The organism is Faecalimonas umbilicata (assembly GCF_004346095.1).
Taxonomy (GTDB): domain Bacteria; phylum Bacillota; class Clostridia; order Lachnospirales; family Lachnospiraceae; genus Faecalimonas; species Faecalimonas umbilicata.
The window spans coordinates 92201-116626 of record NZ_SLZV01000001.1 but is presented as its reverse complement, the minus strand read 5'-3'; the positions used below and the strand labels follow the sequence as shown (position 1 = coordinate 116626).

Below are 24426 nucleotides of genomic sequence, written 5' to 3'. Positions count from 1 at the left end.
TATGATAGAAAAAGAAAGAAAACGATTTGTGAAATATTTATAAAATGATAGGAGGAATTTTGTGAAACTTAGCCAACTCAAAAAAGTGACCTACGAAGAGATCAAAAATAAGCAGTATGAGAAATTAAGGGAAACTATGGGAGAAGATATTGAGCTGTATTTTAAAGAAAGCGGACAGTTTATCGGCTATCAGGAGATGGAGATGGACAGCAAATATCTTGATGTGCATGAGGATATCAGTTACTTAAAAGACAGTGTGTCGCTGCATAGCCATATTTTCTATGAGATTCTCTTTTGCCGGAGCGGAAATATTCAATATTTGATCGGAGATATGCGCTATCAGCTGCAGCCAAATGATATTATCTTCGTTCCGCCAGGGGTCAGTCACAGACCAATCTTCGGAGAACAACTCACGGAGCCGTATCTGCGAACTGCGCTGTGGGTCAGTGCAGATTACTGGAAAAAATGCAGTGAAGAGTTAAATGCAGCAGAATGGGAAGAGAAGAAAGAGCGTCAGGAAAAGTCCTATATTATTCGTACAAACGGGGCAGTACTCTACCAGTTTCAGAAAATTTTCGAGGAACTTCTGCGGGAGGAGAAGGAAGAAAAGCCAGGGGCAGAATTATTCAGCCGCGGATTGTTCCTTCAGCTGATCTGTCTGCTGTATCGCAGCTGGAAGGGACAGGCTATGACAGAACTGAAGTCAGAAAAAGCGGCTCTTCTCGATGAGATTATCAGCTATATTGAAAAACATTTTGCAGAAGAGATTAGCCTGAAGACGATTGCGGCACATTTTCTGATCAGCGAATCGGCAATCGGTCAGCTGTTTAAAAAGCAGATGGATGTCAGTTTTTATAAGATTGTGACACAGCGAAGGCTGATCGAGGCAAAAAAACTGATTGTGGATGGAGTCCTTCTAAAAAGTATCCCGGAATTGTGTGGATTTTCCGATTACTCGGTCTTTTATAAAGCATTTGTGAAGGAGTATGGAATTTCGCCGAAAGAGTTCCGAACAATGGTGAGAGGAGAACAGTATGATTAATCGTGAGGATATGCTAGAGCTTACCAGACGTATGACACTTTCCCGCACATCTTTTACCCGGATTGCCGGATGTTATGTCGATGCAGAGGGAGAATATGATGGGAGCTTTAATACAAACTTTCTGAAGCTCTCCCCGCAGGAGAGAAAAAAGCATTTAGAAATTGCAAAAGTAATTCCGTTTTCAGAGACAAATGTACAGCTGAAAAAATTTCAATTTGATCGGGAAGCAAGAAGGGCCGGCAGCATGTGGCAGCTTTTGATGGGACTGCGCCAGTGTGGTCTGAAAAATGATGCGCTGATGGAAACGTTTTATGATGTGGTCATGGAAAATTATTATATGGATTCGGGATATGCAGTCTACATGTTTCATGACCGCTATGACATTCCAGCAAAGGCGGCAGACAAGGAGCGGTTAGGGGAATCCGAGGAAATGTTTGAATATTTGATTTGTGCAGTCTGTCCACTTCTGGGCAGCTATGAGCCAGGGAAACCGGAATGCGGATTTCTCTTTCCGGCATTTACAGATAGAGCCGGGGATTTAAACCATGTGAATATTTACAGCGCAGATCCACGAAGTGAGTGTATAGATGTGATGAAGAAGATTTTGGGAATCTGATTTAGATGCAGCAATATTTGCGGTGCTACTTCCCGATCAATGAATAATGAGAAAATAAAAACAGACAACCATTCAAAAAGAACGGTTGTCTTTGTTATGTTCCCTTGTTCATCAGAAAGGGGAAAGTTGAGCTTATACACGAATCCATCCCATTGCTTCTGATACCGCAAATGCGAGGACAAGTACGAGAAATACAGGTGCGATCCATTTCAGCATTATGGTATAAAATTTCTTCATCTTAAATGGAGCATTTAATTCTACTTCATCGGAAATGACTTTGGCTCCGACGAAGTGTCCGACACAGATACAGGTCAGGATTGCCACGATCGGCATCAGTACACTGTTGCTGATAAAATCAAAAAAGTCTAAAAGTCCCAGACCAAGGATCTTGATGAAACTCAGAGGACCAAAGCCAAGAGAGACGATCGATCCGAGGATTAAAACATATACAGTAATAATCAGTGTTGATTTTTTGCGGCTCCACCCGAATTTATCCCGGAGAATGGAAACATTTGTCTCCATAAGGGAGATAGAGGATGTGAGGGCTGCGAACAATACTAATAAGAAAAATACAGCACCGATTACTCCGCCCAATGTCATGTCATTGAATACTTTTGGGAGGGTGATAAACATCAAAGAGGGTCCTTTGCCAAGTGCAGCTTCATCTCCGCCGGAAAAAACAAACACTGACGGTACGATGAGAAGACCTGCAAGGAAAGCGATTGCTGTATCAAAAAGTTCAATCTGCCGCACGGAAGCTTCCAGGTGGCTGTCTTTTTTCATGTAGGAACCATATGTAATCATGATACCCATGGCAAGAGACATGGAATAAAATAATTGTCCCATAGCAGCCAGCACCGTTGTGGCAGAAAATTTAGAAAAATCAGGAAGCAGGTAGTACTTTACTCCTTCAGCAGCGCCTGGTCTTGTAATACAGAAGATGCAGACACCTACAATTAAAACAATCAGCAGCGGCATCATAAAGCGACTTGCTTTCTCTACACCTTTTTCTACTCCGAAGATTACAATTGCGGAAGTCAGAAGGATAAAAATAGCAAACCAGACAACTGGAGATACGGATTCACTGATAAAACCGGTGAAAAATTCATCCCCTGCAGCTGCACTTACTTTCCCGGTCAGGAAGGTGAATAAGTATTTGATTACCCATCCGCCGATGACGCAGTAGTAAGGGGTGATAATAAACGGAACGATACAGGCAAGTACGCCTACGAATCCAAAACGTTTATCTAGTTTTTGGAAAGCACCAATAGCACTGACACCGGTTTTGCGGCCGATTGCAATTTCTGTGATCATAAGAGTGAAACCAAATGTGACAGCCAGTATTAAATAGACTAGCAGAAAGATCCCTCCACCATATTTTGCTGCCAGATAAGGAAACCTCCAAAGATTCCCAAGACCTACTGCAGAGCCGGCAGCAGCAAGTACAAAGCCCATTTTGCCTGAAAATGATCCTCGTTTTTTGTCCATAATAATTTCCTCCCATCATAAGTTTATTGTTTTCTGCTTTAGAGTGATACAACATTAATGCTAAAAACAGAATATTTAGGAATCATTATGCCACGAGATGTGAGAAAAAACAAGGATTTTCTTTATAAAAATGAAAAAAATATAAAAAATAAATAAATTGCTTGAAAACAATGAGGTGATTTCGAAACTATTTTAGAAAAAAATCCCGGCGATTATGCAACGCATAGTGCCGGGAGAATGAAAATCTGTGATAATATAATATACTTCAAAAATCAGAAAATATTGAGAAGCTCTTTGGTTACAGATTTTATGGGAGTAATCCTATTAAATTGTATTATGAAATCCTTTTCCGATGATCTCACTTGTGTTGGAAATCAGGATAAATGCGGTTGGTTCCACCTCTTTGATATAGTTTCGGAGGCGGATCGCCTGATGACGGTTCAATACGGTGAAAACAAGACTCTTTGGTTCACCGGAGAAAGCTCCTTTTGCCTCACAGGTTGTCGCACTTCGATGAAGCTCATGCATGATAAAATCACAGATTGGTTCTGGATTATCGCAGACGACATTGAAATATTTACATAGGTTGAAACTTTCAATGACATTGTCGATCATCAGTGAGCGGACAGCAAGACCAAGGAAAGAATAGAGTCCGGTCTCGATGTCGAAGACAAAACATCCTGCGATTGTGATTACAAGATCGGTGAGCAGAAGCGCCCTTCCGATATTGAAATCTGAGTATTTCTTTAAAATCGCTGCAATGATATCCGTACCTCCGCTGGAAGCTCCGATATTGAACAAAATGGCGGAGCCAAATGCCGGCAGTGCGATCGCAAAGGTCAACTCGAGCATCGGCTGATCTGTCAGTGGATGGCTCATTGGGTAGATCCGCTCTAAAAGGGAAAGAGTGACGGAGAGAAGTGTGCTGCAGTAAGCAGTCTTCAGTCCAAATTTTTTTCCGAGCACAATGAACCCGAGCAGGAGAAGAAGCATGTTCGTCAGAAAAGTAAAGTCACTGGCTGACATGACCCCTGTCTTGGCAACTAAAACGGCAAGACCGGTGATTCCTCCGAAGGTAAAATTATTGGCAAATTTGAAAAAATAGATACCAACCGCCATGATCAGGATACTTCCGGTTAATAGTGAAAAAGATTTCCATTTTGATTTTGTATTCATTTGTGCAGACCTCAGCATTTTATAAAAATTTAATAATCTATGTAGATTGTACCGCGGAGGAAATGAAAAGTCAACGGATAGAACGGAATTGTTCCGGCAATAATAAAATCGGAGAGGAGATAGTAATTATGATGTATAAATGTTTGCCGATTACGGACATTTACGCCAGAGAAATTATAGATTCCAGAGGAAATCCGACGGTGGAAGTGGAGGTACTTGCCGGAGAAGCATATATAGGCAGAGCCGCAGTTCCTTCCGGTGCATCGACAGGGAAATATGAGGCAGTTGAATTGCGTGATGGGGAAAAGCGTTACAATGGTCTGGGCGTACAGCAGGCAGTGGCAAATGTCAATGAGAAGATCGCTGAAAATTTGATCGGGATAAATGTGTTTGAGCAGGCGAAGATCGATCAGCTTCTCATGGAGCTGGATCGGACAGAAAATAAAAGTGGGCTTGGGGCAAATGCAATGCTAGGTGTGTCACTGGCAGCGGCAAAGGCGGCGGCAGAAGCGCTTCAGATTCCGCTGTATTCCTATCTGGGAGGAACAAATGCAAAAAAGATGCCGGTTCCGATGATGAATATTTTAAACGGAGGGGCACATGCGGATAATACGTTAGATATTCAGGAATTTATGATCATGCCGGTAGGGGCCTGTTGCTTTCGGGAAGGGCTCCGCATGTGTGTGGAGATTTATCATGAGTTGAAAAAATTATTGAAGGAAGAACAACTGGCGACCGGAGTCGGAGATGAAGGAGGATTTGCCCCGGATCTTCCAAATGCAAAAGAGGCATTGAAGCTGATTGCAAAGGCAGTGGAGCGAGCCGGATATCGTCTGAAAAAAGATATTGTCATTGCCCTTGATGCGGCGGCGAGTGAGCTGTATGATAAAAAGATGAAAAAATATTATTTCCCAGGCGAGGGGAAAATGAACTGTCAGAAAATCGCCAGATCGTCGGAAGAGATGATTGATTATTACGAAGAACTGGCGACGGATTATCCGATTGTGTCCATCGAAGATCCGTTAGATGAAGAAGACTGGGAAGGCTGGGAATTGCTCACAACAAGACTTGGACAAGATATGCAGCTTGTGGGAGATGATCTGTTTGTCACAAATGTAAAAAGGTTAAAGAAGGGGATTGATAAGAACGTGGCCAATGCGATTCTCGTGAAAGTTAATCAAATTGGTACGCTCACAGAAGCGATGGACGCGGTAAAACTTGCGCAAAATGCCGGGTATCATGCCATCGTTTCCCATCGTTCGGGAGAGACGGAAGACTGTACGATCGCAGATCTTGCAGTCGCATTGAATGTCGGGCAGATTAAGACAGGAGCACCGTGCAGATCCGAGCGTGTGGCAAAATACAATCAGCTGCTCCGGATCGAAGAATCGCTGGGGGATGTGGCGGAGTACCAAAATCCTTTTCCATTTCTTGCAGAGCCGGAAGAATAGAAAGAAATCGTTTGCTAGTTTCTCGGAAAAACTTCTTTGAAAGTTATCTGAGTTGAACTTGCAACCGATTCTCTCTTGTGGTATAATGAATATTGTTTATCCACGGGAGGTGTAAAAATGGAAATTTTGAAAATTGTATTAACTATTTTATTTGTAATAGACGGTATCGCATTGACAATCATTGTACTTCTTCAGGAAGGAAAGTCCGCAGGGCTTGGTTCGATCGCAGGTGGAGCGGAAACATACTGGGGACAGAACAAGGGACGTTCTATGGAAGGTGCACTTGTCAAATCTACGAAGTTCTTAGCATGTTTATTTATGATACTGGCAGCAGCTTTGAATCTCGGTGTATTTAACTAGATCGTACTTGCTATTGCTTTCGTCTGTACGATTTAGCAGGATGTGAGGAAGAGCGGATATGACTATCGGTGAAGTGTTACTGAGAAGCAATAGAAAGATTTGCTGCAGAAATTGTCAAAGAAATCAGAAAAAGACAGTTTGGAAAAATGTGTAAATGTAGAACATACCTGTTGTCAGATAGGTATGTTCTTTTTCGTTACATAGGGAATTCCTATGTAACAAAAAACACGCTTCGCCTGGGACTGCAAAGCTTATGGAAAGGGAACAGGTCGCTAACGATACTGTTCGCGTGCGGAGAGTCTGACTTGCGAGATTCTTTGCTCGTTTTTGGGCAAGTTCAGAAATAATTGTAGGGAAATGAGATACGAAAAAAGGAGTGAAACGATTGGAACAGACATTTGAAAAAAGAAAAAAGATTATATACGATTTTATTTGTGATGATTTTTATGTACCGATGAAGTTGAAAGAACTGGCAATTCTTCTTCAGGTGCCGAAGGATCAGAGAAATGAATTAAAGAAAGTGATGGATGCGCTTGTGGCAGACGGAAAGGTTTCTGTTACACAGAAAGGAAAGTATGTGAAAGGAACTGCAAAGCAGCTTGTCGGAACTTATCAGGCGCATGCGCGAGGATTTGGCTTTGTTACGGTCGAAGGACAAGCCGATGATATTTTTATCTCAGAGGACGATGCAAATGGGGCATTTCATATGGACCAGGTGGAAGTTGTCATAACAAAAGCACCCGAAGGAAAGCGAAGAGAAGGGAAAATCGTGCGGATTCTTTCCCATGGAACGGTGAAGCTGGTCGGATACTTTCAGAAAAATAAAAACTTTGGTTTTGTGATCCCGGACAATGACCGGTTTGTCAAAGATATTTTTGTGCCGCTGGAGCGCTCAAAAGGGGCAGTGACCGGGCATAAAGTTGTTGTTGAATTGACTTCTTATGGAAAAGACGGCAAGAAGCCGGAAGGAAAGGTTGTTGAGATCATCGGGCATGTGAATGATCCGGGTACGGACATTATGTCGATCGTGAAAGGGTATGATCTTCCGGTAGAATTTCCGGAGAAGGTGTTAAATCAGGCAGAGCGGGTGGCAAAAGACGTCACAAGTGCAGATATGGCAGGGCGTATGGATATCCGTTCCTGGAGAATGGTAACGATCGATGGAGAAGACGCGAAAGATCTGGACGATGCGATCTCCATTACAAAAGAAGGAGAAAATTATCAGCTCGGTGTGCATATTGCGGATGTGACAAACTATGTGCAGGAGCGAAGTGCACTTGATAGGGAGGCATATGAGCGCGGAACGAGTGTGTATCTTGTTGACCGGGTGATCCCGATGCTACCACATGCACTTTCCAATGGAATCTGCTCTCTGAATGCAGGGGAAGACAGACTGGCGCTTAGCTGTATTATGACTGTCAATCCAAAAGGAGAGGTGATCGATCACAAAATCGCAGAGACCGTCGTCCATATTGATCAGCGCATGAGCTACACAAGTGTCAAAAAAATACTGGAGGACAGAGATCCGGAAGAAATAGAAGTGTATAAAGAATTTGTGCCAATGTTTGAACTGATGGCAGAGCTTGCGAAGATTTTAAGAGAGAAAAGACACCGCAGAGGTTCGATCGATTTTGATTTTCCAGAAAGTAAGATCATGCTGAATGAGGATGGTATTCCGACAGAGATCAAACCATATGATCGGAATACTGCGACAAAAATCATTGAAGATTTTATGCTGCTTGCAAACGAAACGGTGGCAGAGGATTATTTCTGGCAGGAGATCCCGTTTGTCTACCGGACACATGATGTGCCGGATGAGGAAAAAATTCAAAAATTATGCACATTTATCAATAATTTTGGACATTCCATGCATGTGGCAAACAAAGAAGTAAGACCGAAGGAAATTCAAAAGCTGCTCGCCAAAGTAGATGGCACGTCGGAAGGGGATTTTATCAGCAGACTGGCATTGCGTTCGATGAAACAGGCAAAATATACACCGGAAAATACAGGGCATTTTGGACTTGCAGCGCAGTATTACTGTCATTTCACATCACCGATACGAAGATACCCGGATCTTCAGATCCATCGGATCATCAAAGAGACACTGCGTGGAAGGATGAATGAAAACCGTATGGAACATTATGAATCTATTTTACCGGAAGTAACAAAGCATGCAAGCCAGATGGAGCGCAGGGCAGAAGAGGCAGAGCGTGAGACAATCCGCTTAAAGAAGGCAGAATATATGGAGCAACACATTGGTGAAGTGTTTGCAGGAGTCATTTCAAGTATTACAAAATGGGGCATGTATGTAGAACTGGAAAATACGGTGGAAGGGTTGATACATGTTACCAATATGCATGACGACCACTACGATTATTATGAAGATCGCTTTGAGATGATTGGGGAGCATACACGAAGATCATATAAACTCGGACAGAAAGTCTATGTCAGGGTACTTGACACAGACCGTCTGCAGCGTACAATAGATTTTGAACTGGTAAATAAGGGGGATGAGGAAGATGGCGAAAACATCGACGAAACTGATTGCCAACAATAAAAAGGCATACCACGATTATTTTATCTTAGACACTTACGAGGCAGGAATTGCGCTGCATGGTACGGAGGTGAAATCCCTCCGTATGGGAAAATGCAGCGTCAAAGAATCGTTTATCCGGGTGGAAAATGGAGAAGTTTTTATCTATGGAATGCATATCAGTCCATATGAGAAAGGAAATATTTTCAACAAAGACCCACTTCGCCCGAGAAAGCTGCTGTTACATAAGGCAGAGATCAATAAAATGCTCGGAAAGACAAAGGAAAAAGGGATGGCGATCGTGCCACTCAAAGTATATTTCAAAGGAAGTTTAGTGAAAGTAGAGATTGGTCTTGCGCGAGGAAAGAAACTCTATGACAAGCGAAATGACATCGCAAAGAAAGATCAGCAAAGAGAGGCACAGAGAGATTTCAAGATTAGAAATCTTGGGTAGACAGCTGCGGTTACAAGGCTGTGGCTGCAAAGTGAAGAAAGTCGGTTTGTAAAGCAGCAGTAAAAAAGGCAGTATGAAAATAGAAAATCTGAAAAAGAACAGGAGAAAAACATGGTACCTACAACAAAAGAGGCATTGAGAAAACTGGTGACAGATACGACGATAGAGATTTATGAAGATCTGACACCGCAGCTGATCCAGATGATCGATCAGACAAAGCACGATGAAAAACTGACTGAGGCGCAGAAGCAGGATGAAATCTCCCTGCATTTACTCGGGTATGTAAAATCTTGTACAAATGAGATCATCGTCGATGTTCTTGCCGAGATTCTGGGACTGGAATAAGAAGTGAGATAGAATTCCTCTGTAATAAAATTGTAAAATCGTTGTGAAATCAGATGAAATAATAGAATAAATTTTATTTGAAAATAAGAAGTGAAATTTAGATAGGCATACCGGGATCACACTGCATATTCTGAGTTGTTTTTGAAACAACCAGAATGTAACAGTGGTACTGATATGCCTTTTTCTTTAGTTTTGTTCTTTTGATATAAATGAAAAAGATTATTCAATCTTTGATAAAAAATCCGGAAGGGATGCAGACTCAGCTGCGAACTGGATCCATTGCATGAAACGATCAGGATCATCCATCGATTCTATTTTCTGGAGCAGATCATTGGGAAGCATATCAAATTTTTGCAGAAGGGAAAGAAGAAGAGAAGTGAGACGTTTGAGATTTTCACTGCGCTCTTCCGTACGACCTTTTTCAATACCTTTGCGCATGCCTTCTTCATGCTCTTCCTGCAGTAATTCTTCCAGTAACATAAATCGTTCCTCCATTTCTCTGTTTTCTTTAATTTGGCTGATGGATCGTTGGAGCTTCCTGACATATTCGTTATGGAAATCCTTGCGGCTTTCTGATAAATCGGCTTTGACAAATTTGAGAAAAGAAACGAGTGCTTCCGGAACTTCCGATTCATTTTTGCCTGCTGTGCTTAAAAAGATAGTGTAAAGACCGTCGTTGAATGCGAGAGAACCTTCTTCTCTGCAGGCAGTGTAAAAGGAATATAAGTATTTTCCGAAGCCGAATGGGTCAAAATCACAGATAAAGATTACATAAGTATCAGGAAGTTCACGGTAATCAGAACCGCTCAGCAACAGATCCATATCAATCTGGCTGTGATAATAACGGCTGCGCTTGCCGAGAGTGGATTTTCGAAGTACCTGCATTTCAATATTGTACCGGGTATTTGTATCATCCTTTGCATAGACATCAAGACGAACGCCTTTGTACTCTGGATGATAGATCATACTTTTTTCGGTACTTACGATGATTCTGTCCAGCTTTTTGTGAAGAAGTAATTCCAGTAAGCCTTTGCAGTTTTCCGGATCAGTCATTACAGCGCCAAACATAAAATTGTCTTTGATTGTAAGATCTTGTAAAGTTTTTTTCATGGTAAGTTCCTCCTTGAAACAGAGGAATTCTATGAAAAAATTATAGCATGATAGAGTGGAGTGAGCAAGAAGAAGTTCGATTTAGAATGATAAGAAAAACGTTTTAATAATATCGGATATACTGTAAATATATCTAAAAAAAGAGGCAAGAAAAGTATCGCACTGCTAAAAGAGATTCTCGCAATTCCGAGTGGAATGGAGCGGACAAAATATTAGAGGAAATAGATTTGTCGTCCGGCTCCCTTTTGCTGATCGGGGAACCTACCGGATGCAAACTGGGAGTGGCGCAGAAAGGGTGCATATGGGGTATATAATTGTCTGAAAAAGCATAAAATAGCTGTGCCGGAAGAAATTTCGCTAGTTGGCTATGATGATATTTTCTTTTCAGAGATTTTGGATGTCCCGCTGACAACGGTCAGTCAGCCGGTCTATGACATGGGAGTGGAGGCAGTACAGCAGCTGATCAGTGAGATAGGCAGTGGAGTGAATTCTCAGAAGTGTATTACATTTCAGCCAAGACTTGTCGTAAGGGAGAGTACAGTAGAGCGCTCAGAATAAAATATCCTTGACATTTGTGTTATATATGGAATATAATAATGACACGAATCGTTTGCAGTCATACCAGACAGAGAAGTCATAATTAGGGCTTGTACTGGTTTCGACGGGGGTTCTGAAGTTGAGGAAGCCATTCGCGGGGCGGGACCGCGTATCAATCCGTATTTAAATATAAACGCAGACGAAAATTTAGCGTACGCTGCCTAGTTGCAGCAGTCGGCCTTAAGTCACTCACTGCTTAAGTCACCGGCTTCAAAGAGGTGAGGCACTTCGTTTCCAAAGCTTTGAGGGAATGGAAGAATTTATGAAGCTACTAAAGTGAAGAGCCTGTCATTAGGCGATTCATGGAGGGAATGTCAAAATAATGACTGTAATGGGAGATGCCGCAATGGACGGGCTTTCGGACAGGGGTTCAACTCCCCTCAGGTCCATGTAAAACCTCAGTGTACACTGGGGTTTTTGTTTTTATATAGCATTTTGTGTTGCAAAAGGTTTGAAGCTTGTTGGGATGAATAATAAGGAAGATAAAAATAATGATTTATTTAAAAATAATCTTTTTGACCTTGGTATATGTTGGGCAGAGATATCCATGTACGACAGCAGGGTTACTGGTATGGTGCATAGGCTGTATCGGGATTGCTGTCTCAAGATCTTTCCCTTTGGGGATGAGTCTTATTGTCGGAGTAATCGGGATGATAGTATTTTTCAAATGGATGTTTGCAGCGCTGGATGATTTTGGCAGTGAAAGAAAAAAGATTCAGAGAAAGTTAAAAAAGAGAGAAGCGTTTGAGCGATATCTGAAGTATTTAGAGGAAAGCCTCAGGTAGCATTCGGGAGGAAGTGGAAAAATATGAAGATTATTGTATGTGTGGGGGATAACAATGCCATGTTGTTCCATAATCGTCGTATCAGCAGAGACAGGGCTGTAATAGAGGACATTCTTCGGATGGTGTCCCAAGAAGTGAAGAAAGATGGACGAGCAAGAATTTGGATGAACGAATATTCCTCCGAATTGTTTCGAACGTATTCAGGGGATATTTCAGTGTCAGAAAGATTTTTGGAAGAAGCTGGCGAAGAGGAGTATTGTTTTGTGGAAAATGTGCCGATCCAGGAATATAAGGATGAAATACAAACTGTGGTGTTATATCGATGGAATCGGAAATATCCGGCAGACATAAGATTTGCTATGGACCTTTCTAGGTGGAAGATGGTGGAATGCGTGGAATTTTCGGGGCATTCTCATGAGAAAATTACGAAGGAAGTTTATGTCAGATAAGGAAAAGCATAATAGGAGGAATCAGGATGAAGCAATGGAAGAAAAATGGGAAATATCGGCTTCTCGGTGTCGTGACTGCATGTGTGATGGTTTTTATGTCAGCATGTGCAGGCAAGGCAGAACAGGAGAAAACTTCAGCAAATGCGCAGCAGGAGACGGTTCCGGTGTCTGGGACACAGCAGTCAGATATTTCTATGGAGACCATTCCAGAATATGATGGGGAACCGTATGTGGTGATTGATGACAATGAGCCAAATTTTACGGAAGAAGAATTGCAGCCAGAAGCATATGAGACTTATGGAACATTGGATGCACTTGGGCGTTGCAGTACTGCAGAGGCAAGTATCGGCGAGGAACTGATGCCGACGGAGAAGCGTGGAGCGATCGGGAAGGTGAAACCGACTGGATGGCATACTGTAAAGTATGATATGGTGGAGGGAAAATATCTGTATAACCGTTGTCATTTAATCGGTTATCAGCTGACTGCCGAAAATGCCAATGAGGAAAATTTGATCACAGGGACGAGATATATGAACACGGAAGGGATGCTTCCATTTGAAAATATGGTTGCAGACTACATCAAAGAAACTGGCAATCATGTGATGTACCGTGTCACACCGGTGTTTGAAGGGGAAAATCTTGTGGCATCGGGAGTGCAGATGGAAGCAGAATCGGTGGAAGATCAGGGAGCAGATCTTTCCTTTAATGTATATGTGTATAATGTACAGCCGGGAGTGGAGATTGATTATAAAACCGGAGAAAGCCGGGAGGCAAAAGAACTTCTGCCAGCTTCCCAAAACTCTGACAAAGCAGGAAACACTGCTTCAGGAACTGCTTCTGACAAGGACAGTTCAGATCCGGTGAGTGAGCAGACTTATATATTAAATACGAGCAGTAAGAAGTTTCACAGAGAATCCTGCTCCGGTGTCAAGTCGATGAAAGAGAAGAATAAAAAAATTTATACCGGAAAGCGGGCGGAAGTGATCGAGCAGGGATATGCTCCATGTGGCAACTGCCATCCGTAATCGGAAGCTAATATCGAAAAACTTTAGAAAAATTTCATAATATACTTGCGTTCTCATTAAAAAAGTAATAAAATCAAACTACTTGGAGTGATTAATAATGAGAATGAACTATTTAGTATCTGTCTTTTATTTTTATAGATAAGTATCTTTCAACCCTGAACATTCGAGTTGTTTCTTTTGGGTGCATGAAGAACTTATTTTATAAGAATAGGCAGATACTTTTTTACTTTAAACAGAGAAAGTGGGAGGAGTGGGCAGATGGAATTATCCGTTAATCTGACAGAACAGAAAAGTCGTATTATTATAGAAAGAGATGCCATGCTTCATCTGGCAGATTATATAGATGTAAACTGTAAGGTGATGATCATTACCGATGATGGAGTGCCGGAACGATATCAGAAGCAAGTACTTGCACAGTGTCCGCAGGGGTATCTACATGTATGCAGACACGGTGAGGGGGCAAAAAGCTTTCCGGTCTATCAGCAGATCTGCGAAAAACTGCTGCAGCTGAATTTTTCCAGAAAGGATCGGATCCTTGCGCTGGGAGGCGGAGTGATTGGAGATCTCAGTGGATTTGTGGCAGCGACCTTTAAGCGTGGGATGAAGTTTGCATCCATTCCGACAACGACTTTGTCGCAGATTGATTCCAGTATCGGAGGGAAGGTGGCAGTCAATCTCGGGGAAGTGAAAAATGTGATCGGAACCTTTTATCATCCGGAGGTAGTGTTGATTGACTTGAATACACTTCGGACATTGCCGAAACGTCATTATTACAATGGACTTGTGGAGGCGGTCAAGGCAGGAATGATTGCAGATCCGGAGATTTTCCGACTGTTTGAGGAGGAAGAGATCGATCAGGCTCTTGAGGAGATCATCACCCGCTCGCTGATCGTGAAGAAGCATGTGGTAGAAGAGGATGAGAAGGAGCAGAATCTCCGAAAGATATTGAATTTCGGGCATACGATCGGGCATGCGATCGAGAGTATTTACCATCTGCATGATTATTATCATGGGGAATGTGTAGCAATGGGGATGATGAAGATTCTCGAGGATGAGCAGTTGAAAGAGCGTTTGAAAAGCATTTTAAAGAAGATGGAGATTCCGCTGGATGTTCCGTATGAAATCCAGGAGGTCATTGATTTTATTAAGAAAGATAAAAAGGCAAGCGGAGACCAGATTACAATCGTTCAGGTCCGTGAAATTGGAAAGGCGGAGCTGATCGATATGAAGATCGAGGATATGAGGAAATTTTGCTGATAAAAATATACAGGAGGTGACCAGATGAGAGTAGGGCTTGTCGGGGGAAAACTTGGACATAGTTTTTCGAAACCAATCCACGAGAAACTTGCAGATTATACATACGATCTGATTCCATTAACCGAGGAAGAATTTCATGAATTTTTTAAAAAGAAAGAGTTTGATGCGGTGAATGTGACAATTCCTTATAAGGAAACAGTGATGCAGTATTGTGATGTGATCGATGAGAAAGCAAGTGCGATCCATGCGGTCAATACGATTGTCAATCGGGATGGAAAATTATATGCAACGAACACTGATTTTGCGGGATTGAAGCAGATGATTCAACATAATGGAGTAGAGATTTGTGGAAAAGTTTGTTGTATTCTTGGCACCGGGGGGACAAGTAAGACCGCGGAGGCAGTCCTTCATGATATGGGGGCAGAGAAGGTTTATATTGTAGGGAGAAATCAGACGGATCCGATAATCTCTTATGAGGATTTGGAGAAGTATCAGGAAATACAGGTGTTTATCAATGCGACCAGCGTTGGGATGTATCCGAAAAATGACGAATGCCTGATCAATCTGAAGAAATTTCCGAATGCAGAGGCGGTAGTTGATGTCATTTACAATCCGATGAAGACAAAGCTCTGTCAGCAGGCAGAGGAGCAGGGGCTGCGGGCAGTCAATGGACTGGAAATGCTTGTGGCGCAGGCAAAATACGCAGTGGAGTTTTTTCTGGATACAAAGATTGCAGACAGGGAGATAGACCGCATAGTTGCTGAGATGAAGAAGGATATGATGAATCTTGTTTTGATCGGGATGCCGGGATGTGGAAAGTCTACGATTGGCAAGAAGACTGCAAAAGAAATCGGGAAGACATTTGTAGATTTAGATAAGGAAATTGAAAAGGAAGCGAAGATGACGATTCCTGAGATTTTTGAGAGATATGGTGAGCGTCGGTTTCGGAAAATTGAACAGGAAGTCTGTGCCAGAATTGCAAAAGAGCATGGACAAGTGATCTCCTGCGGAGGAGGAATTATCAAAAACGCTGAAAATATGGAAAAACTCCGGCAAAATGGGATTGTATTCCATATCCGACGGAATGTGAATGCGCTGGCAGTCGGCGGAAACAGACCACTTAGCACAAGCAGAGAAAAATTAAGACAGATGGAGCAGGAGCGGATGCCGCTTTATCAGAAATATAGTGATATTGAAATTAATAATGATACAGTATTTAAGCTGGCTGTACAGAAAGTGAAGGAGGGATTTGATGAAGTTTTTGATCATTAACGGACCGAACATCAATATGCTCGGGATTCGAGAGCCGGGGATTTATGGAAAAGAGAATTATGAAGCGCTTTTGGAACTGTGTAGGAAAACCGGAGAAGATTATGGGATAGAGATTGAGTGTTTTCAGAGCAATCATGAAGGAGCGATCGTCGACAAAATCCAGCAGGCGTATGGAGTGATGGACGGAATCGTCATCAATCCGGCAGCATACACACATACGAGTATTGCTATTTTGGATGCTCTCAAAGCGGTACAAATTCCATGTGTGGAAGTACATATTTCCAAAGTAGAAGAAAGAGAAGCATTCCGGCAGATTTCTTATGCGGGACAGGCGTGTTTCCATACGATTACCGGACAGGGAATCGCAGGTTACCGGATGGCGATTGAGGCATTGAAAGAAAAACTGGGGCATTGATCTGCAGGTGACAGATGCCATACACATAGAGAGAAAGAAAATAGGTTAGAGGACGAGGAAAGAAGAAAATGATTATTACATGTAAAAAAGGAGCTCCTCAGAATGAGGTAGAGAAGATTGTAAAAGGATTTGAAGAGAAAGGACTGGAAGTCAACACGATTCTTGGAACGAATTACAACGTGTTTGGAATCGTTGGAGATACGACAGTTGTAGATGAGAAGATGGTGCGTGCCAATCCGTGGATCGAGGATGTGACAAGGATTGCAGCGCCATATAAGAAGGTTAACAGGTTATTTCACCCGGAGGACAGCATCATCGATGTGGCGGGAATTAAAGTTGGAGGCAAGGAAAAGGTTGTTGTCATTGGCGGACCTTGCTCCGTGGAAGGAAAGGAACAGATCTGCGAGATTGCCGAAGAGGTAAAGCAAGCCGGAGGATGCATGTTAAGAGGTGGTGCATATAAGCCGAGAACGTCACCATATGCATTTCAGGGACTTGGAACTGAGGGTATTTTAGATATGGTAGAGGCAAGAAAACGAACAGGATTACCGATCGTGTCTGAAATCATGAGTGCAGATAAAATTGATGAATTTGTAGAGTATGTAGATCTGATCCAGGTAGGAGCTAGAAATATGCAAAATTTTGATCTGCTCAAAGCACTTGGGAAGATCAACAAACCGATCTTATTAAAGAGAGGACTTTCCAATACGATTGAGGAATGGCTGATGTCTGCAGAATATATTATGTCCGGCGGAAATGAGAATGTCATTCTTTGTGAGCGGGGGATCCGTACCTTTGAGCGTTATACGAGAAACACGCTGGATCTCAGTGTTGTTCCGATCATAAAGAAGAAGAGCCACCTGCCGATCATTATTGATCCTTCTCATGCAACAGGTGATTGGGATCTTGTAGAATCTATGAGCCTTGCGGCGATTGCAGCAGGCGCAGATGGTCTGATCGTGGAGGTACACAATAATCCGGAGAAGGCATGGAGTGACGGAGCACAATCGCTGAAGCCAGAAAAATTCAAGACGATGATTGAGAAAGGAAGAGTCATCGCACAGGTGATCGGAAGAGATATTTAATATTAGGAAAATGCAAAAAGAAGCAGACATCTGAAAAGCTGTGCAGAAAATAGGAACAAGTCAGAGTGACAAAGGGTAGAGAGAAGGAGAAAAAATTATGATCATTACAGTGAAAAAAGGGATTCCCGAGGAAGAAGTGAAAAAACTGGTCCACACATTTGAGGAGAGAGGATTTCAGGTAAATGATTCTCAGGGAACAGATTATCATATTTTAGGGCTGATCGGAGATACCACGAGTCTGGATGAAAAAATTATTCAGGCCAATCCACTTGTCTCTGAGGTGACAAGAATTGCAGCGCCGTATAAGAAAGCAAATCGGATGTTTCATCCGGAAGACACAGTTGTAGATGTGGCAGGAGTGAAGATCGGTGGTCAGGAGAAGATTGTTGTCATCGGAGGGCCATGTTCCGTGGAGAGCAGGGAACAGATCTGTGAGATTGCAAAAGAAGTAAAGGCGGCAGGAGCAGATATGTTAAGAGGCGGAGCGTACAAACCGCGTACTTCCCCATATGCATTCCAGGGACTGGAGACCGAAGGAATTAAGGATATGGTGGAAGCAAGAAGACAGACAGGACTTCCGATCGTCAGTGAACTGATGGATGCAGAGCATATTGAAGAGTTTGTGGAGCATGTGGATCTGATCCAGATTGGGGCAAGAAATATGCAGAACTTTTCTCTTCTGAAAGCAGTCGGAAAGATTCAGAAGCCAATCCTATTAAAGAGAGGGCTTTCCAATACAATCGAAGAGTGGATCATGTCAGCAGAATATATTATGGCAGGCGGAAATGAAAACGTTATTCTCTGTGAGCGAGGAATCCGTACATTTGAAAAATATACGAGAAATACATTAGATCTCAGTGTAGTTCCGATCATCAAGGAGAAGACGCATCTGCCGATCATCATCGACCCTTCTCATGCAACTGGAAACTGGAAATGGATTGAGTCTATGAGTCTTGCGGCGATTGCAGCAGGGGCAGATGGACTGATCGTAGAAGTGCATAACAACCCGGAAGCGGCATGGAGTGATGGGGCACAGTCATTAAAACCAGAGAAATTTAAACAGGTCATCGAAAAAGGAAGGATGATCGCGCAGGTAGTAGGAAGAGAGATGTAAACATGCAGGTACAAAAGCCGGATTATCAAAATAGTATTTTGAATTTAGTCAATTCGATTTTGCACAATTATGGCGCACCGCATCGATATACTACCCTTCCGGAGGCGGATGAAATTTTGAAAAAGGATTACAGACATGTGGTGCTTCTTGTGCTGGATGGAATGGGTGTCAGTGTCCTTGAGAGGTTTTTGCCGGAGGAAAGTTTCCTTCGCAGGCATTTTCAAAAAGAAATCTCCAGTGTATTTCCGCCTACAACGGTTGCCGCCACAACAACACTGGAGAGTGGACTTGCACCGGCAGAACACGGATGGCTTGGGTGGAGCATGTATTTTCCGGAAATCCAGGACAAGGTCAATGTATTCCTCAATACGACCGGAAGTGGCGGAGTGATCGAAGGAGAATTGCTGGCTTATAGGATGATGCCGTATGAAAAGCTGGGAAGCCAGATTATGCATGCCTGTGAGGCAAAGGCATATGAAGTATCTCCGTTTGGAGATTACCATATAGATACCTTTGAGGAATTGCTCAGCGGTGTGAAGACGTTATGCACAAGAGATGAGAAAAATTATCTGTATGTATACTGGCCGGAGCCGGATCATGTAATGCATGAAGGTGGCTGTACTTGCAGAGAGGCGGGAGAATGGCTGAAAAAGATTGACCGTGAATTGGAAAAATTAAGTGAAGAGCTTTCTGATACGCTTTTGCTTGTGACAGCAGATCATGGACATATCGACGGAAGAAATGTATCGATGGAAAATTACCCGGAATTGAGGGAGTGTCTGAAATGTCTTCCGGCAGTGGAACCGCGGGCGCTTTCCTTTCATCTGAAGGAAGGAATGGAAGAGCAGTTTCTTGAGAGTTTCAAGAAACATTTTGGGAAAGAGTTCCTGTTATTTTCCAGAGAAGAGATCACGGAGAGCCAGCTATTTGGAGAAGGAGCATATCATCCGAGATTTCAGGAGGCGATCGGTGATTACTTTGCTGTCGCAGTCGGAGCACTCAATCTATTTGATACGAATGAGGAGAAAGAGAACACCATCGGTGTACATGCAGGAATGACAAAAGAAGAGATGACAGTTCCGCTGATCGTAGTGGAAAAGCCGAAAAAGTAAAACGATTAAAAAGGATATGATACTATCGTATAGGACGATGAAATATAAAAGTCCCATATTAGGTAGCATATCCTTTTTTTATCTCATGAGCAAGTCTCAATCATTTCTTTGGTGAGCAGAGTAGCATAAAAAAGATTCTATTATGAAAAAATATCACAGCTTTATAAAATCTTTAAAATTCTCCGTTATGATTTTTGTAAATCAAGGAAGGAGAAGAAAATGGAATGAAAGAATTTGTGATAGAAACGCGGAAGCTGACGAAGTGTTATGGAGAACAGACTGTTGTAAAGGAAGTAGATCTTCATGTAAGAAAGGGTGAGATTTACGGGCTGCTCGGAAGGAACGGGGCAGGGAAGACAACATTGATGAAGATGCTTCTCGGGCTTACACCGGAGACCTCAGGTGAGGTGGAAGTGTTTGGGAGAAAGCTGCGAGGGCAGGAAAAGCAGATTTATCCGCAGATTGGTGCGATGATCGAGGCGCCGGGATTTTACCCGAATCTGACCGGGACAGAAAATCTTGAGATTTTTGCAAGACTGAGAGGGATGAAGAGGGAGCAGACGGTCAAGCGGGCGCTTGCGGTGGTGGGGCTTCCTTACCGTGATAAAAAGCTTTTTGGAAACTATTCGCTTGGCATGAAGCAGCGGCTTGGCATTGCCAATGCAATCTTACATGATCCGAAGCTACTCATTTTGGATGAGCCGATGAATGGGCTGGATCCGATTGGGATTGCGGAAATGAGAGGATTTCTCGTAAAGCTTAGCAGAGAGCAGGGAAAGACGATATTGATTTCCAGCCACATTCTTTCGGAAATCGAACTGGTGGCGGACCGCGTTGGAATTATGGATCATGGAGCGCTGCTGGCACAGAAAAACATGAAAGAACTCAAAAAAGGTGAGGAGACACTGGAGACATATTTTAGAAATGTGACGGGAGGTGTTGGCATTGCTTAGACTGATCGAGACGGAATTTTACAAGCTGAGACGGAAAAAGAGCGTTTGGATGATGGTTCTTGCTGCATTTCTTATGCCGGCGTTGTCGGTCTGCTATTTCGGATATCTGGGGCAGGCAGAGGTGGAGCCGGCACAATTTTATAAATGGTCTGCATTTGGATATACGACATGGATCATTCTTCCGGTGATCCTTGGGATTTTTGCAACGATGATCGTGTATGAAGAGAAACGACTGCAGATCGTGAGGCAGATCTGGCTTGTGCCGGTGAAGGAAGAAAGTTACTTTTTCAGTAAATTTTGTATGATATTAGTTTTGTCAGTCGGATTTATGATGCTGACAGCAGTGGCATCTGTTCTTTGCAGTGTGCTTCCGGGATTTGTACCGTTTCGTCTAGAAGATATGATGTATTTATTTGAGAAATGTATGGAAATTGGCATTCTGCTTGCATTTGCAATGCTGCCGATTTTGGCGCTGGCGATAGTGGGAAGCGGCTATGTGATGCCTGCCTGTATGACAGTTGTATATGCGCTGGCAGGCTTTTTCCTGATGCCGGTCAATATGTATGTTCATCCGATCACAAGTATGGGAGCGATCCTTATCCGAAAGAAAGACATTCCGGGGCTGCTTGTGACGCAGGAGAGTTGTGTGGGAAAGGCGGTTCTTTGTATTTTCGTGTGGGACATTATTTCCTTTGGGCTTGTAAAATATCAGTTGTCCAAAAGAAAATAGGGGGATAGGAATATGAACTGGAGAAATTTGTTTTGGGTGGAGTGCAGGAAGCTTCGCCGTTCAAAAGTGATTTGGATCGCGGTAGCAGCAGTCTTTCTGACGGCAGGGATTCTATTTGTGGGCGGACTGGAAGTGTATCATGGATCGGAGGTGCATTATGGGCTGAAGGTGATGCGAGATGGGATGCGGTACCTTGAAAATGCGGGCTGGTATATGGATGAGGTGCAACCGTGGACGTTCTTTTTTGTGATTCCGGGTATGACAGCTCTGTTTGGGAGCTATTTAAGTGTGCGGGAACAAGAAGAGGACACGATGAAATCCCTGCGCCTGATACCGCTGCAGGAAATTGACCTGATGCGGGTGAAAATGATTCTGACACTGCTTTTTAGCATCGGGCTTTCCATGTTGTGTTTTGGAATCACCTTTTTGACAGAGGCCGTGCTACATATAGAAGATCTGTCGGCCTCATTCGTGTTTATGCTGTGGAAAGAATATGTTCTTGGCGGGATCGGCATATTCTTTGCAGTATTTCCGATCATTGCATTTGCAGCAGGAAGACAGAAAAACTGCTGGTCCGTATTCCTTTTTACGGAAATCTATTCGGTATTTGGATTATTTGCAGGGATGGCGGATCGCGTGAAAGATTTTTATCCGATCACGGCAGTGTTTAATGTGTCCGGATATCAGATTGCATCGATGGAGAGGAGAATGATCAGTGTGGTTGTTTTGCTGTTATGTGGATGTCTGGGCATCTTTTGGATACGGAAAAAATGTGATATGATAAGAGGAGAGAAAAGAAATGGAACGAAATAAAGAAAAACGGTTAGGAAAAAGCAGAGCAGATAAGAAGATTACCGGAGTATGTGGAGGAATTGCGGCCTATCTGGGAATGTCTCCCAAAAGTGTGAGGATTCTTTGTTTTGGGTTGTGTCTGTTGTTTCCAAATGGAATCCTTGCATATTTACTGCTTGCGGCAGTGCTTCCTTTTTCAAACAGTCAAGATGCAGGGAGATAAAAAGGGGGAAAAGAAATGGGGAAAATACTGGCAGTAGATGATGAAGAAGAGATGCTGGAACTGGTGAAGATGGCGCTGGAACGTGATGGACATCAGGTGGATACAGAAGAAGATGTAAAGCGGGTATCGGCAGAGCGCTGTAGGATATATGACTTGCTTCTGTTGGATGTGATGATGCCAGGCGAAGATGGGTTTTCACTCTGTGGCAGGATCCGGGCAGAAGTGGATTGTCCAATCTTATTTCTGACGGCAAAGACAGAAGATGCGGCGCTTGTACAGGGATTTGGGCTCGGAGCAGATGATTATATCAAAAAGCCATTCAGCATCGCAGAACTGCGGGCGCGGGTCAATGCACATTTGCGGAGAGAAGGACGGCAACCCGTGCGGGCGATGGCACGCGGCGGGGTACGTTTTGACATGCAGGCAAAAGAGGCTATGGTTGAGGAGCAGATTCTTCCGCTTACCAAAGGGGAGTATGAGATCTGTGAGCATCTGGCGCTTCATGCCGGGCAGGTGTTTTCCAAAGAACAGTTGTATGAGGCGGTCTTTGGTTTCGATGCGGAGGGGGATCCGGGGACGATTGCAGAGCATATTAAAAATATCCGCGCAAAATTAAAGAAATATGGGAAAAGTCCGATTGAGACAGTCTGGGGGATGGGATATAAATGGAAAAAAGAAAACATACGTTAAGTCTTTCCTTTGTGTTACTCCGATTTGTGGCGGGAATGTTTGTTACGATGCTGTTGTGTTTTATGATCTGGTCACTTGTGATGTCTCTTCTTGAGCAGAAAGGGATTATCTGTTCTGGATCTGAGATCAATCATCAGGTAGAAGAGATCCTTGGGACAAGTAATGGGAGATTCACAGAACCGGATGAGTGCTTTCCGGGCGAATATGCGTTGTATGATGCCAAAGGAACTATATTAAAGACGAATGTGGAGAGAGAAATTGCAGAAGACCAGAAAAAGTTTTCATACGTTTCCGGATATGCGGCACACCTTTCCAGGCGCACTTATGCAGATGGGAGCACTGCACTGATCCGCTGGCATTTCCGGAAGGAATTTACCGATCCGTCGCTTCGACAGACGCTCCCTCCGGCGGAAACACTCGGGTTGATTTTGCTTGGGATGGGGCTTTTGCTGTCACTGCTTCTGCATACGATATGGCTTGGAAAATTTCTTGGGAAAAAATTGAAACTGTTTCAGGAGATCAGCAAAAAGGTGGCGGCGCAGGAACTTGATTTTACAGTTCCGCATGCGGGAATCCGCGAGTACGATGAAGCACTGGATGCGATGGAAGAGATGCGGGAAGCTCTGTCTCAGGCACTGACCTCTCAGTGGGCGGCGCAGCAGCAGCGCGAGGCAGAGATTGCCGCGCTGGCTCATGACCTGAAGACACCGCTGACGCTTGCAGGTGGAAATGCAGAGCTGTTGCTTGAGGAAGAATTGCCGCAGAATCACGAGAGACTGATCAGAAAAATTTTGGAGGCAACTGTTCGGGCGAAGGAGTATGTCGCAAGTCTTCTGGAGACTTCGTCGGGAAAAGAAGAAGCGTTTACGAAAATGCAGTTGGGGGAATGGTTTGAAAAACTGCGGGAAAATGCTCTGGCTGCTGCGGAAGCAAAGGGAGTAAAACTGATAACGGATAACAGACTGGAAGGATCCTGGAGAATTCAGCCGGAGCGTTTGCAGCGTGGGATATTTAATATTGTGCTGAATGCAGTGGAATATACGCCGAAGGGAAAAACAGTTTATCTGGAAGGGAAAATGACAGACAACGGATGGCAGGTCTGCGTGAAAGATGAAGGGATAGGATTTGATGAGGAGGCAGTGCGCCATGCGGCTGAGCGGCTGTGGAGGGGAGAAAAGTCCCGCAGGACAGACGGGCACCATGGTCTGGGGTTGTGGTCAGCTGCACAGGCGATCCGCGCACACAAAGGAGAATTGGTATTAGGCAACTGGGAAGAAGGGGGGGAAGTTCTTGTGCGATTTTAGAGGATTGATGAATCAAATCCCACTTTCAGAGGGGGATTGACTATTTTA

At 43.4% G+C, this 24426-nt stretch carries 24 protein-coding genes, 1 other RNA gene and 2 pseudogenes; 24 read left to right on the top strand and 3 right to left on the bottom strand.

Annotated elements, in window-relative coordinates; translation table 11 throughout:
- Positions 1-61: 61 nt before the first annotated feature.
- Both EDD74_RS00590 and EDD74_RS00585 read left to right on the top strand, forming a co-directional pair.
- Positions 62-1042 carry an AraC family transcriptional regulator gene (locus EDD74_RS00590; protein WP_016439840.1) on the top strand — a complete coding sequence of 327 codons (981 nt, stop codon included), beginning with the start codon at positions 62-64 and terminating at the stop codon, positions 1040-1042.
- Entirely contained in the window at positions 1035-1658 is a 624-nt protein-coding gene (locus EDD74_RS00585) for a DUF4317 family protein (protein WP_116441159.1), read from the top strand. Before EDD74_RS00590 ends, EDD74_RS00585 begins: the two co-directional genes overlap by 8 nt.
- A gap of 132 nt (positions 1659-1790) precedes the next feature.
- On the opposite strand, the gene EDD74_RS00580 is transcribed toward EDD74_RS00585, so the two are convergent.
- Together EDD74_RS00580 and EDD74_RS00575 are read right to left on the bottom strand one after the other, a co-directional pair.
- Positions 1791-3146, bottom strand: a complete 1356-nt coding sequence (locus tag EDD74_RS00580; RefSeq protein WP_009263642.1) for a sodium-dependent transporter — start codon at positions 3144-3146, stop codon at positions 1791-1793.
- A 324-nt stretch (positions 3147-3470) separates the two neighbouring features.
- Positions 3471-4322 carry a YitT family protein gene (locus EDD74_RS00575; protein ID WP_008977454.1) on the bottom strand — a complete coding sequence of 284 codons (852 nt, stop codon included), beginning with the start codon at positions 4320-4322 and terminating at the stop codon, positions 3471-3473.
- A 131-nt stretch (positions 4323-4453) separates the two neighbouring features.
- On the opposite strand from EDD74_RS00575, the gene eno reads away from it, so the two are divergent.
- From eno to EDD74_RS00550, 5 genes are all read left to right on the top strand, one after another.
- Entirely contained in the window at positions 4454-5773 is a 1320-nt protein-coding gene (gene eno / locus EDD74_RS00570; protein WP_039930857.1) for a phosphopyruvate hydratase, read from the top strand.
- 117 nt (positions 5774-5890) lie between these two features.
- Positions 5891-6133 carry a preprotein translocase subunit SecG gene (gene secG, locus EDD74_RS00565; RefSeq protein WP_008977452.1) on the top strand — a complete coding sequence of 81 codons (243 nt, stop codon included), beginning with the start codon at positions 5891-5893 and terminating at the stop codon, positions 6131-6133.
- A 385-nt stretch (positions 6134-6518) separates the two neighbouring features.
- A complete protein-coding gene (rnr, locus tag EDD74_RS00560; protein ID WP_116441160.1) occupies positions 6519-8690 on the top strand; it encodes a ribonuclease R in 2172 nt (723 codons plus the stop codon).
- Complete coding sequence (gene smpB / locus EDD74_RS00555) at positions 8653-9120, top strand: SsrA-binding protein SmpB (protein ID WP_008977450.1); 468 nt, start codon at positions 8653-8655, stop codon at positions 9118-9120. The genes rnr and smpB overlap by 38 nt, the downstream gene beginning before the upstream one ends.
- Positions 9121-9231: 111 nt before the next feature.
- Positions 9232-9465, top strand: a complete 234-nt coding sequence (locus tag EDD74_RS00550) for a hypothetical protein (RefSeq protein ID WP_008977449.1) — start codon at positions 9232-9234, stop codon at positions 9463-9465.
- A 219-nt stretch (positions 9466-9684) separates the two neighbouring features.
- Here the strand turns inward: EDD74_RS00550 and EDD74_RS00545 are convergent, their stop codons facing one another.
- Entirely contained in the window at positions 9685-10575 is an 891-nt protein-coding gene (locus EDD74_RS00545; protein WP_008977448.1) for an Rpn family recombination-promoting nuclease/putative transposase, read from the bottom strand.
- Between the two features lie 297 nt (positions 10576-10872).
- On the opposite strand from EDD74_RS00545, the pseudogene EDD74_RS00535 reads away from it, so the two are divergent.
- The 17 genes and pseudogenes from EDD74_RS00535 to EDD74_RS00455 form a co-directional block, all read left to right on the top strand.
- A pseudogene (locus EDD74_RS00535) lies at positions 10873-11133 on the top strand (substrate-binding domain-containing protein); the annotation flags it as partial.
- 85 nt (positions 11134-11218) lie between these two features.
- Positions 11219-11564, top strand: a transfer-messenger RNA (tmRNA) gene (gene ssrA / locus EDD74_RS00530).
- 99 nt (positions 11565-11663) lie between these two features.
- Positions 11664-11957, top strand: coding sequence for a hypothetical protein (locus tag EDD74_RS00525; RefSeq protein WP_116441161.1), 294 nt, complete (start codon positions 11664-11666; stop codon positions 11955-11957).
- 23 nt (positions 11958-11980) lie between these two features.
- A complete protein-coding gene (locus tag EDD74_RS00520) occupies positions 11981-12406 on the top strand; it encodes a hypothetical protein (RefSeq protein WP_116441162.1) in 426 nt (141 codons plus the stop codon).
- 26 nt (positions 12407-12432) lie between these two features.
- Positions 12433-13431, top strand: coding sequence for a DNA/RNA non-specific endonuclease (locus tag EDD74_RS00515; protein WP_116441163.1), 999 nt, complete (start codon positions 12433-12435; stop codon positions 13429-13431).
- 258 nt (positions 13432-13689) lie between these two features.
- Entirely contained in the window at positions 13690-14688 is a 999-nt protein-coding gene (aroB, locus tag EDD74_RS00510; protein WP_009263633.1) for a 3-dehydroquinate synthase, read from the top strand.
- A 24-nt stretch (positions 14689-14712) separates the two neighbouring features.
- Positions 14713-15960: a shikimate kinase gene (locus EDD74_RS00505; RefSeq protein WP_116441164.1), complete on the top strand. Its 1248-nt coding sequence runs from the start codon at positions 14713-14715 to the stop codon at positions 15958-15960.
- Positions 15941-16375, top strand: a complete 435-nt coding sequence (gene aroQ, locus EDD74_RS00500; RefSeq protein WP_008977433.1) for a type II 3-dehydroquinate dehydratase — start codon at positions 15941-15943, stop codon at positions 16373-16375. The genes EDD74_RS00505 and aroQ overlap by 20 nt, the downstream gene beginning before the upstream one ends.
- 68 nt (positions 16376-16443) lie before the next feature.
- On the top strand, positions 16444-17460 hold the full coding sequence (aroF, locus tag EDD74_RS00495) for a 3-deoxy-7-phosphoheptulonate synthase (protein WP_008977432.1): 1017 nt from the start codon (positions 16444-16446) through the stop codon (positions 17458-17460).
- Between the two features lie 97 nt (positions 17461-17557).
- Positions 17558-18574: a 3-deoxy-7-phosphoheptulonate synthase gene (gene aroF, locus EDD74_RS00490; RefSeq protein WP_008977431.1), complete on the top strand. Its 1017-nt coding sequence runs from the start codon at positions 17558-17560 to the stop codon at positions 18572-18574.
- Between the two features lie 2 nt (positions 18575-18576).
- Complete coding sequence (locus EDD74_RS00485; RefSeq protein WP_008977430.1) at positions 18577-19686, top strand: alkaline phosphatase family protein; 1110 nt, start codon at positions 18577-18579, stop codon at positions 19684-19686.
- 224 nt (positions 19687-19910) lie between these two features.
- A pseudogene (locus tag EDD74_RS00480) lies at positions 19911-20576 on the top strand (ABC transporter ATP-binding protein); the annotation flags it as partial.
- Positions 20577-20631: 55 nt separating this feature from the next.
- Positions 20632-21369, top strand: coding sequence for an ABC transporter permease (locus EDD74_RS00475; RefSeq protein WP_116441166.1), 738 nt, complete (start codon positions 20632-20634; stop codon positions 21367-21369).
- A 12-nt stretch (positions 21370-21381) separates the two neighbouring features.
- Positions 21382-22182 carry an ABC transporter permease gene (locus EDD74_RS00470; RefSeq protein WP_116441167.1) on the top strand — a complete coding sequence of 267 codons (801 nt, stop codon included), beginning with the start codon at positions 21382-21384 and terminating at the stop codon, positions 22180-22182.
- Complete coding sequence (locus EDD74_RS00465; protein ID WP_116441168.1) at positions 22169-22384, top strand: PspC domain-containing protein; 216 nt, start codon at positions 22169-22171, stop codon at positions 22382-22384. Before EDD74_RS00470 ends, EDD74_RS00465 begins: the two co-directional genes overlap by 14 nt.
- Before the next feature lie 15 nt (positions 22385-22399).
- The gene (locus EDD74_RS00460; protein WP_008977425.1) at positions 22400-23074 is read left to right on the top strand and encodes a response regulator transcription factor; all 675 of its coding nucleotides are present in this window, start codon (positions 22400-22402) and stop codon (positions 23072-23074) included.
- Positions 23050-24378 carry a sensor histidine kinase gene (locus EDD74_RS00455; protein ID WP_116441169.1) on the top strand — a complete coding sequence of 443 codons (1329 nt, stop codon included), beginning with the start codon at positions 23050-23052 and terminating at the stop codon, positions 24376-24378. The genes EDD74_RS00460 and EDD74_RS00455 overlap by 25 nt, the downstream gene beginning before the upstream one ends.
- The last annotated feature ends 48 nt before the right edge of the window (positions 24379-24426 follow it).

Bases quoted from the DNA above. Each gene is read 5' to 3' on its own strand.
- EDD74_RS00470 (WP_116441167.1), top strand. From the start codon at position 21,382: ATGAACTGGAGAAATTTGTTTTGGGTGGAGTGCAGGAAGCTTCGCCGT.
- aroQ (WP_008977433.1), top strand. From the start codon at position 15,941: ATGAAGTTTTTGATCATTAACGGACCGAACATCAATATGCTCGGGATT.
- aroF (WP_008977431.1), top strand. From the start codon at position 17,558: ATGATCATTACAGTGAAAAAAGGGATTCCCGAGGAAGAAGTGAAAAAA.
- aroB (WP_009263633.1), top strand. From the start codon at position 13,690: ATGGAATTATCCGTTAATCTGACAGAACAGAAAAGTCGTATTATTATA.
- EDD74_RS00550 (WP_008977449.1), top strand. From the start codon at position 9,232: ATGGTACCTACAACAAAAGAGGCATTGAGAAAACTGGTGACAGATACG.
- EDD74_RS00525 (WP_116441161.1), top strand. From the start codon at position 11,664: ATGATTTATTTAAAAATAATCTTTTTGACCTTGGTATATGTTGGGCAG.
- EDD74_RS00465 (WP_116441168.1), top strand. From the start codon at position 22,169: ATGGAACGAAATAAAGAAAAACGGTTAGGAAAAAGCAGAGCAGATAAG.
- EDD74_RS00520 (WP_116441162.1), top strand. From the start codon at position 11,981: ATGAAGATTATTGTATGTGTGGGGGATAACAATGCCATGTTGTTCCAT.
- EDD74_RS00455 (WP_116441169.1), top strand. From the start codon at position 23,050: ATGGAAAAAAGAAAACATACGTTAAGTCTTTCCTTTGTGTTACTCCGA.
- EDD74_RS00545 (WP_008977448.1), bottom strand. From the start codon at position 10,575: ATGAAAAAAACTTTACAAGATCTTACAATCAAAGACAATTTTATGTTT.
- aroF (WP_008977432.1), top strand. From the start codon at position 16,444: ATGATTATTACATGTAAAAAAGGAGCTCCTCAGAATGAGGTAGAGAAG.
- EDD74_RS00575 (WP_008977454.1), bottom strand. From the start codon at position 4,322: ATGAATACAAAATCAAAATGGAAATCTTTTTCACTATTAACCGGAAGT.
- EDD74_RS00580 (WP_009263642.1), bottom strand. From the start codon at position 3,146: ATGGACAAAAAACGAGGATCATTTTCAGGCAAAATGGGCTTTGTACTT.
- EDD74_RS00505 (WP_116441164.1), top strand. From the start codon at position 14,713: ATGAGAGTAGGGCTTGTCGGGGGAAAACTTGGACATAGTTTTTCGAAA.
- EDD74_RS00485 (WP_008977430.1), top strand. From the start codon at position 18,577: ATGCAGGTACAAAAGCCGGATTATCAAAATAGTATTTTGAATTTAGTC.
- EDD74_RS00460 (WP_008977425.1), top strand. From the start codon at position 22,400: ATGGGGAAAATACTGGCAGTAGATGATGAAGAAGAGATGCTGGAACTG.
- EDD74_RS00585 (WP_116441159.1), top strand. From the start codon at position 1,035: ATGATTAATCGTGAGGATATGCTAGAGCTTACCAGACGTATGACACTT.
- EDD74_RS00515 (WP_116441163.1), top strand. From the start codon at position 12,433: ATGAAGCAATGGAAGAAAAATGGGAAATATCGGCTTCTCGGTGTCGTG.
- eno (WP_039930857.1), top strand. From the start codon at position 4,454: ATGTATAAATGTTTGCCGATTACGGACATTTACGCCAGAGAAATTATA.
- secG (WP_008977452.1), top strand. From the start codon at position 5,891: ATGGAAATTTTGAAAATTGTATTAACTATTTTATTTGTAATAGACGGT.
- smpB (WP_008977450.1), top strand. From the start codon at position 8,653: ATGGCGAAAACATCGACGAAACTGATTGCCAACAATAAAAAGGCATAC.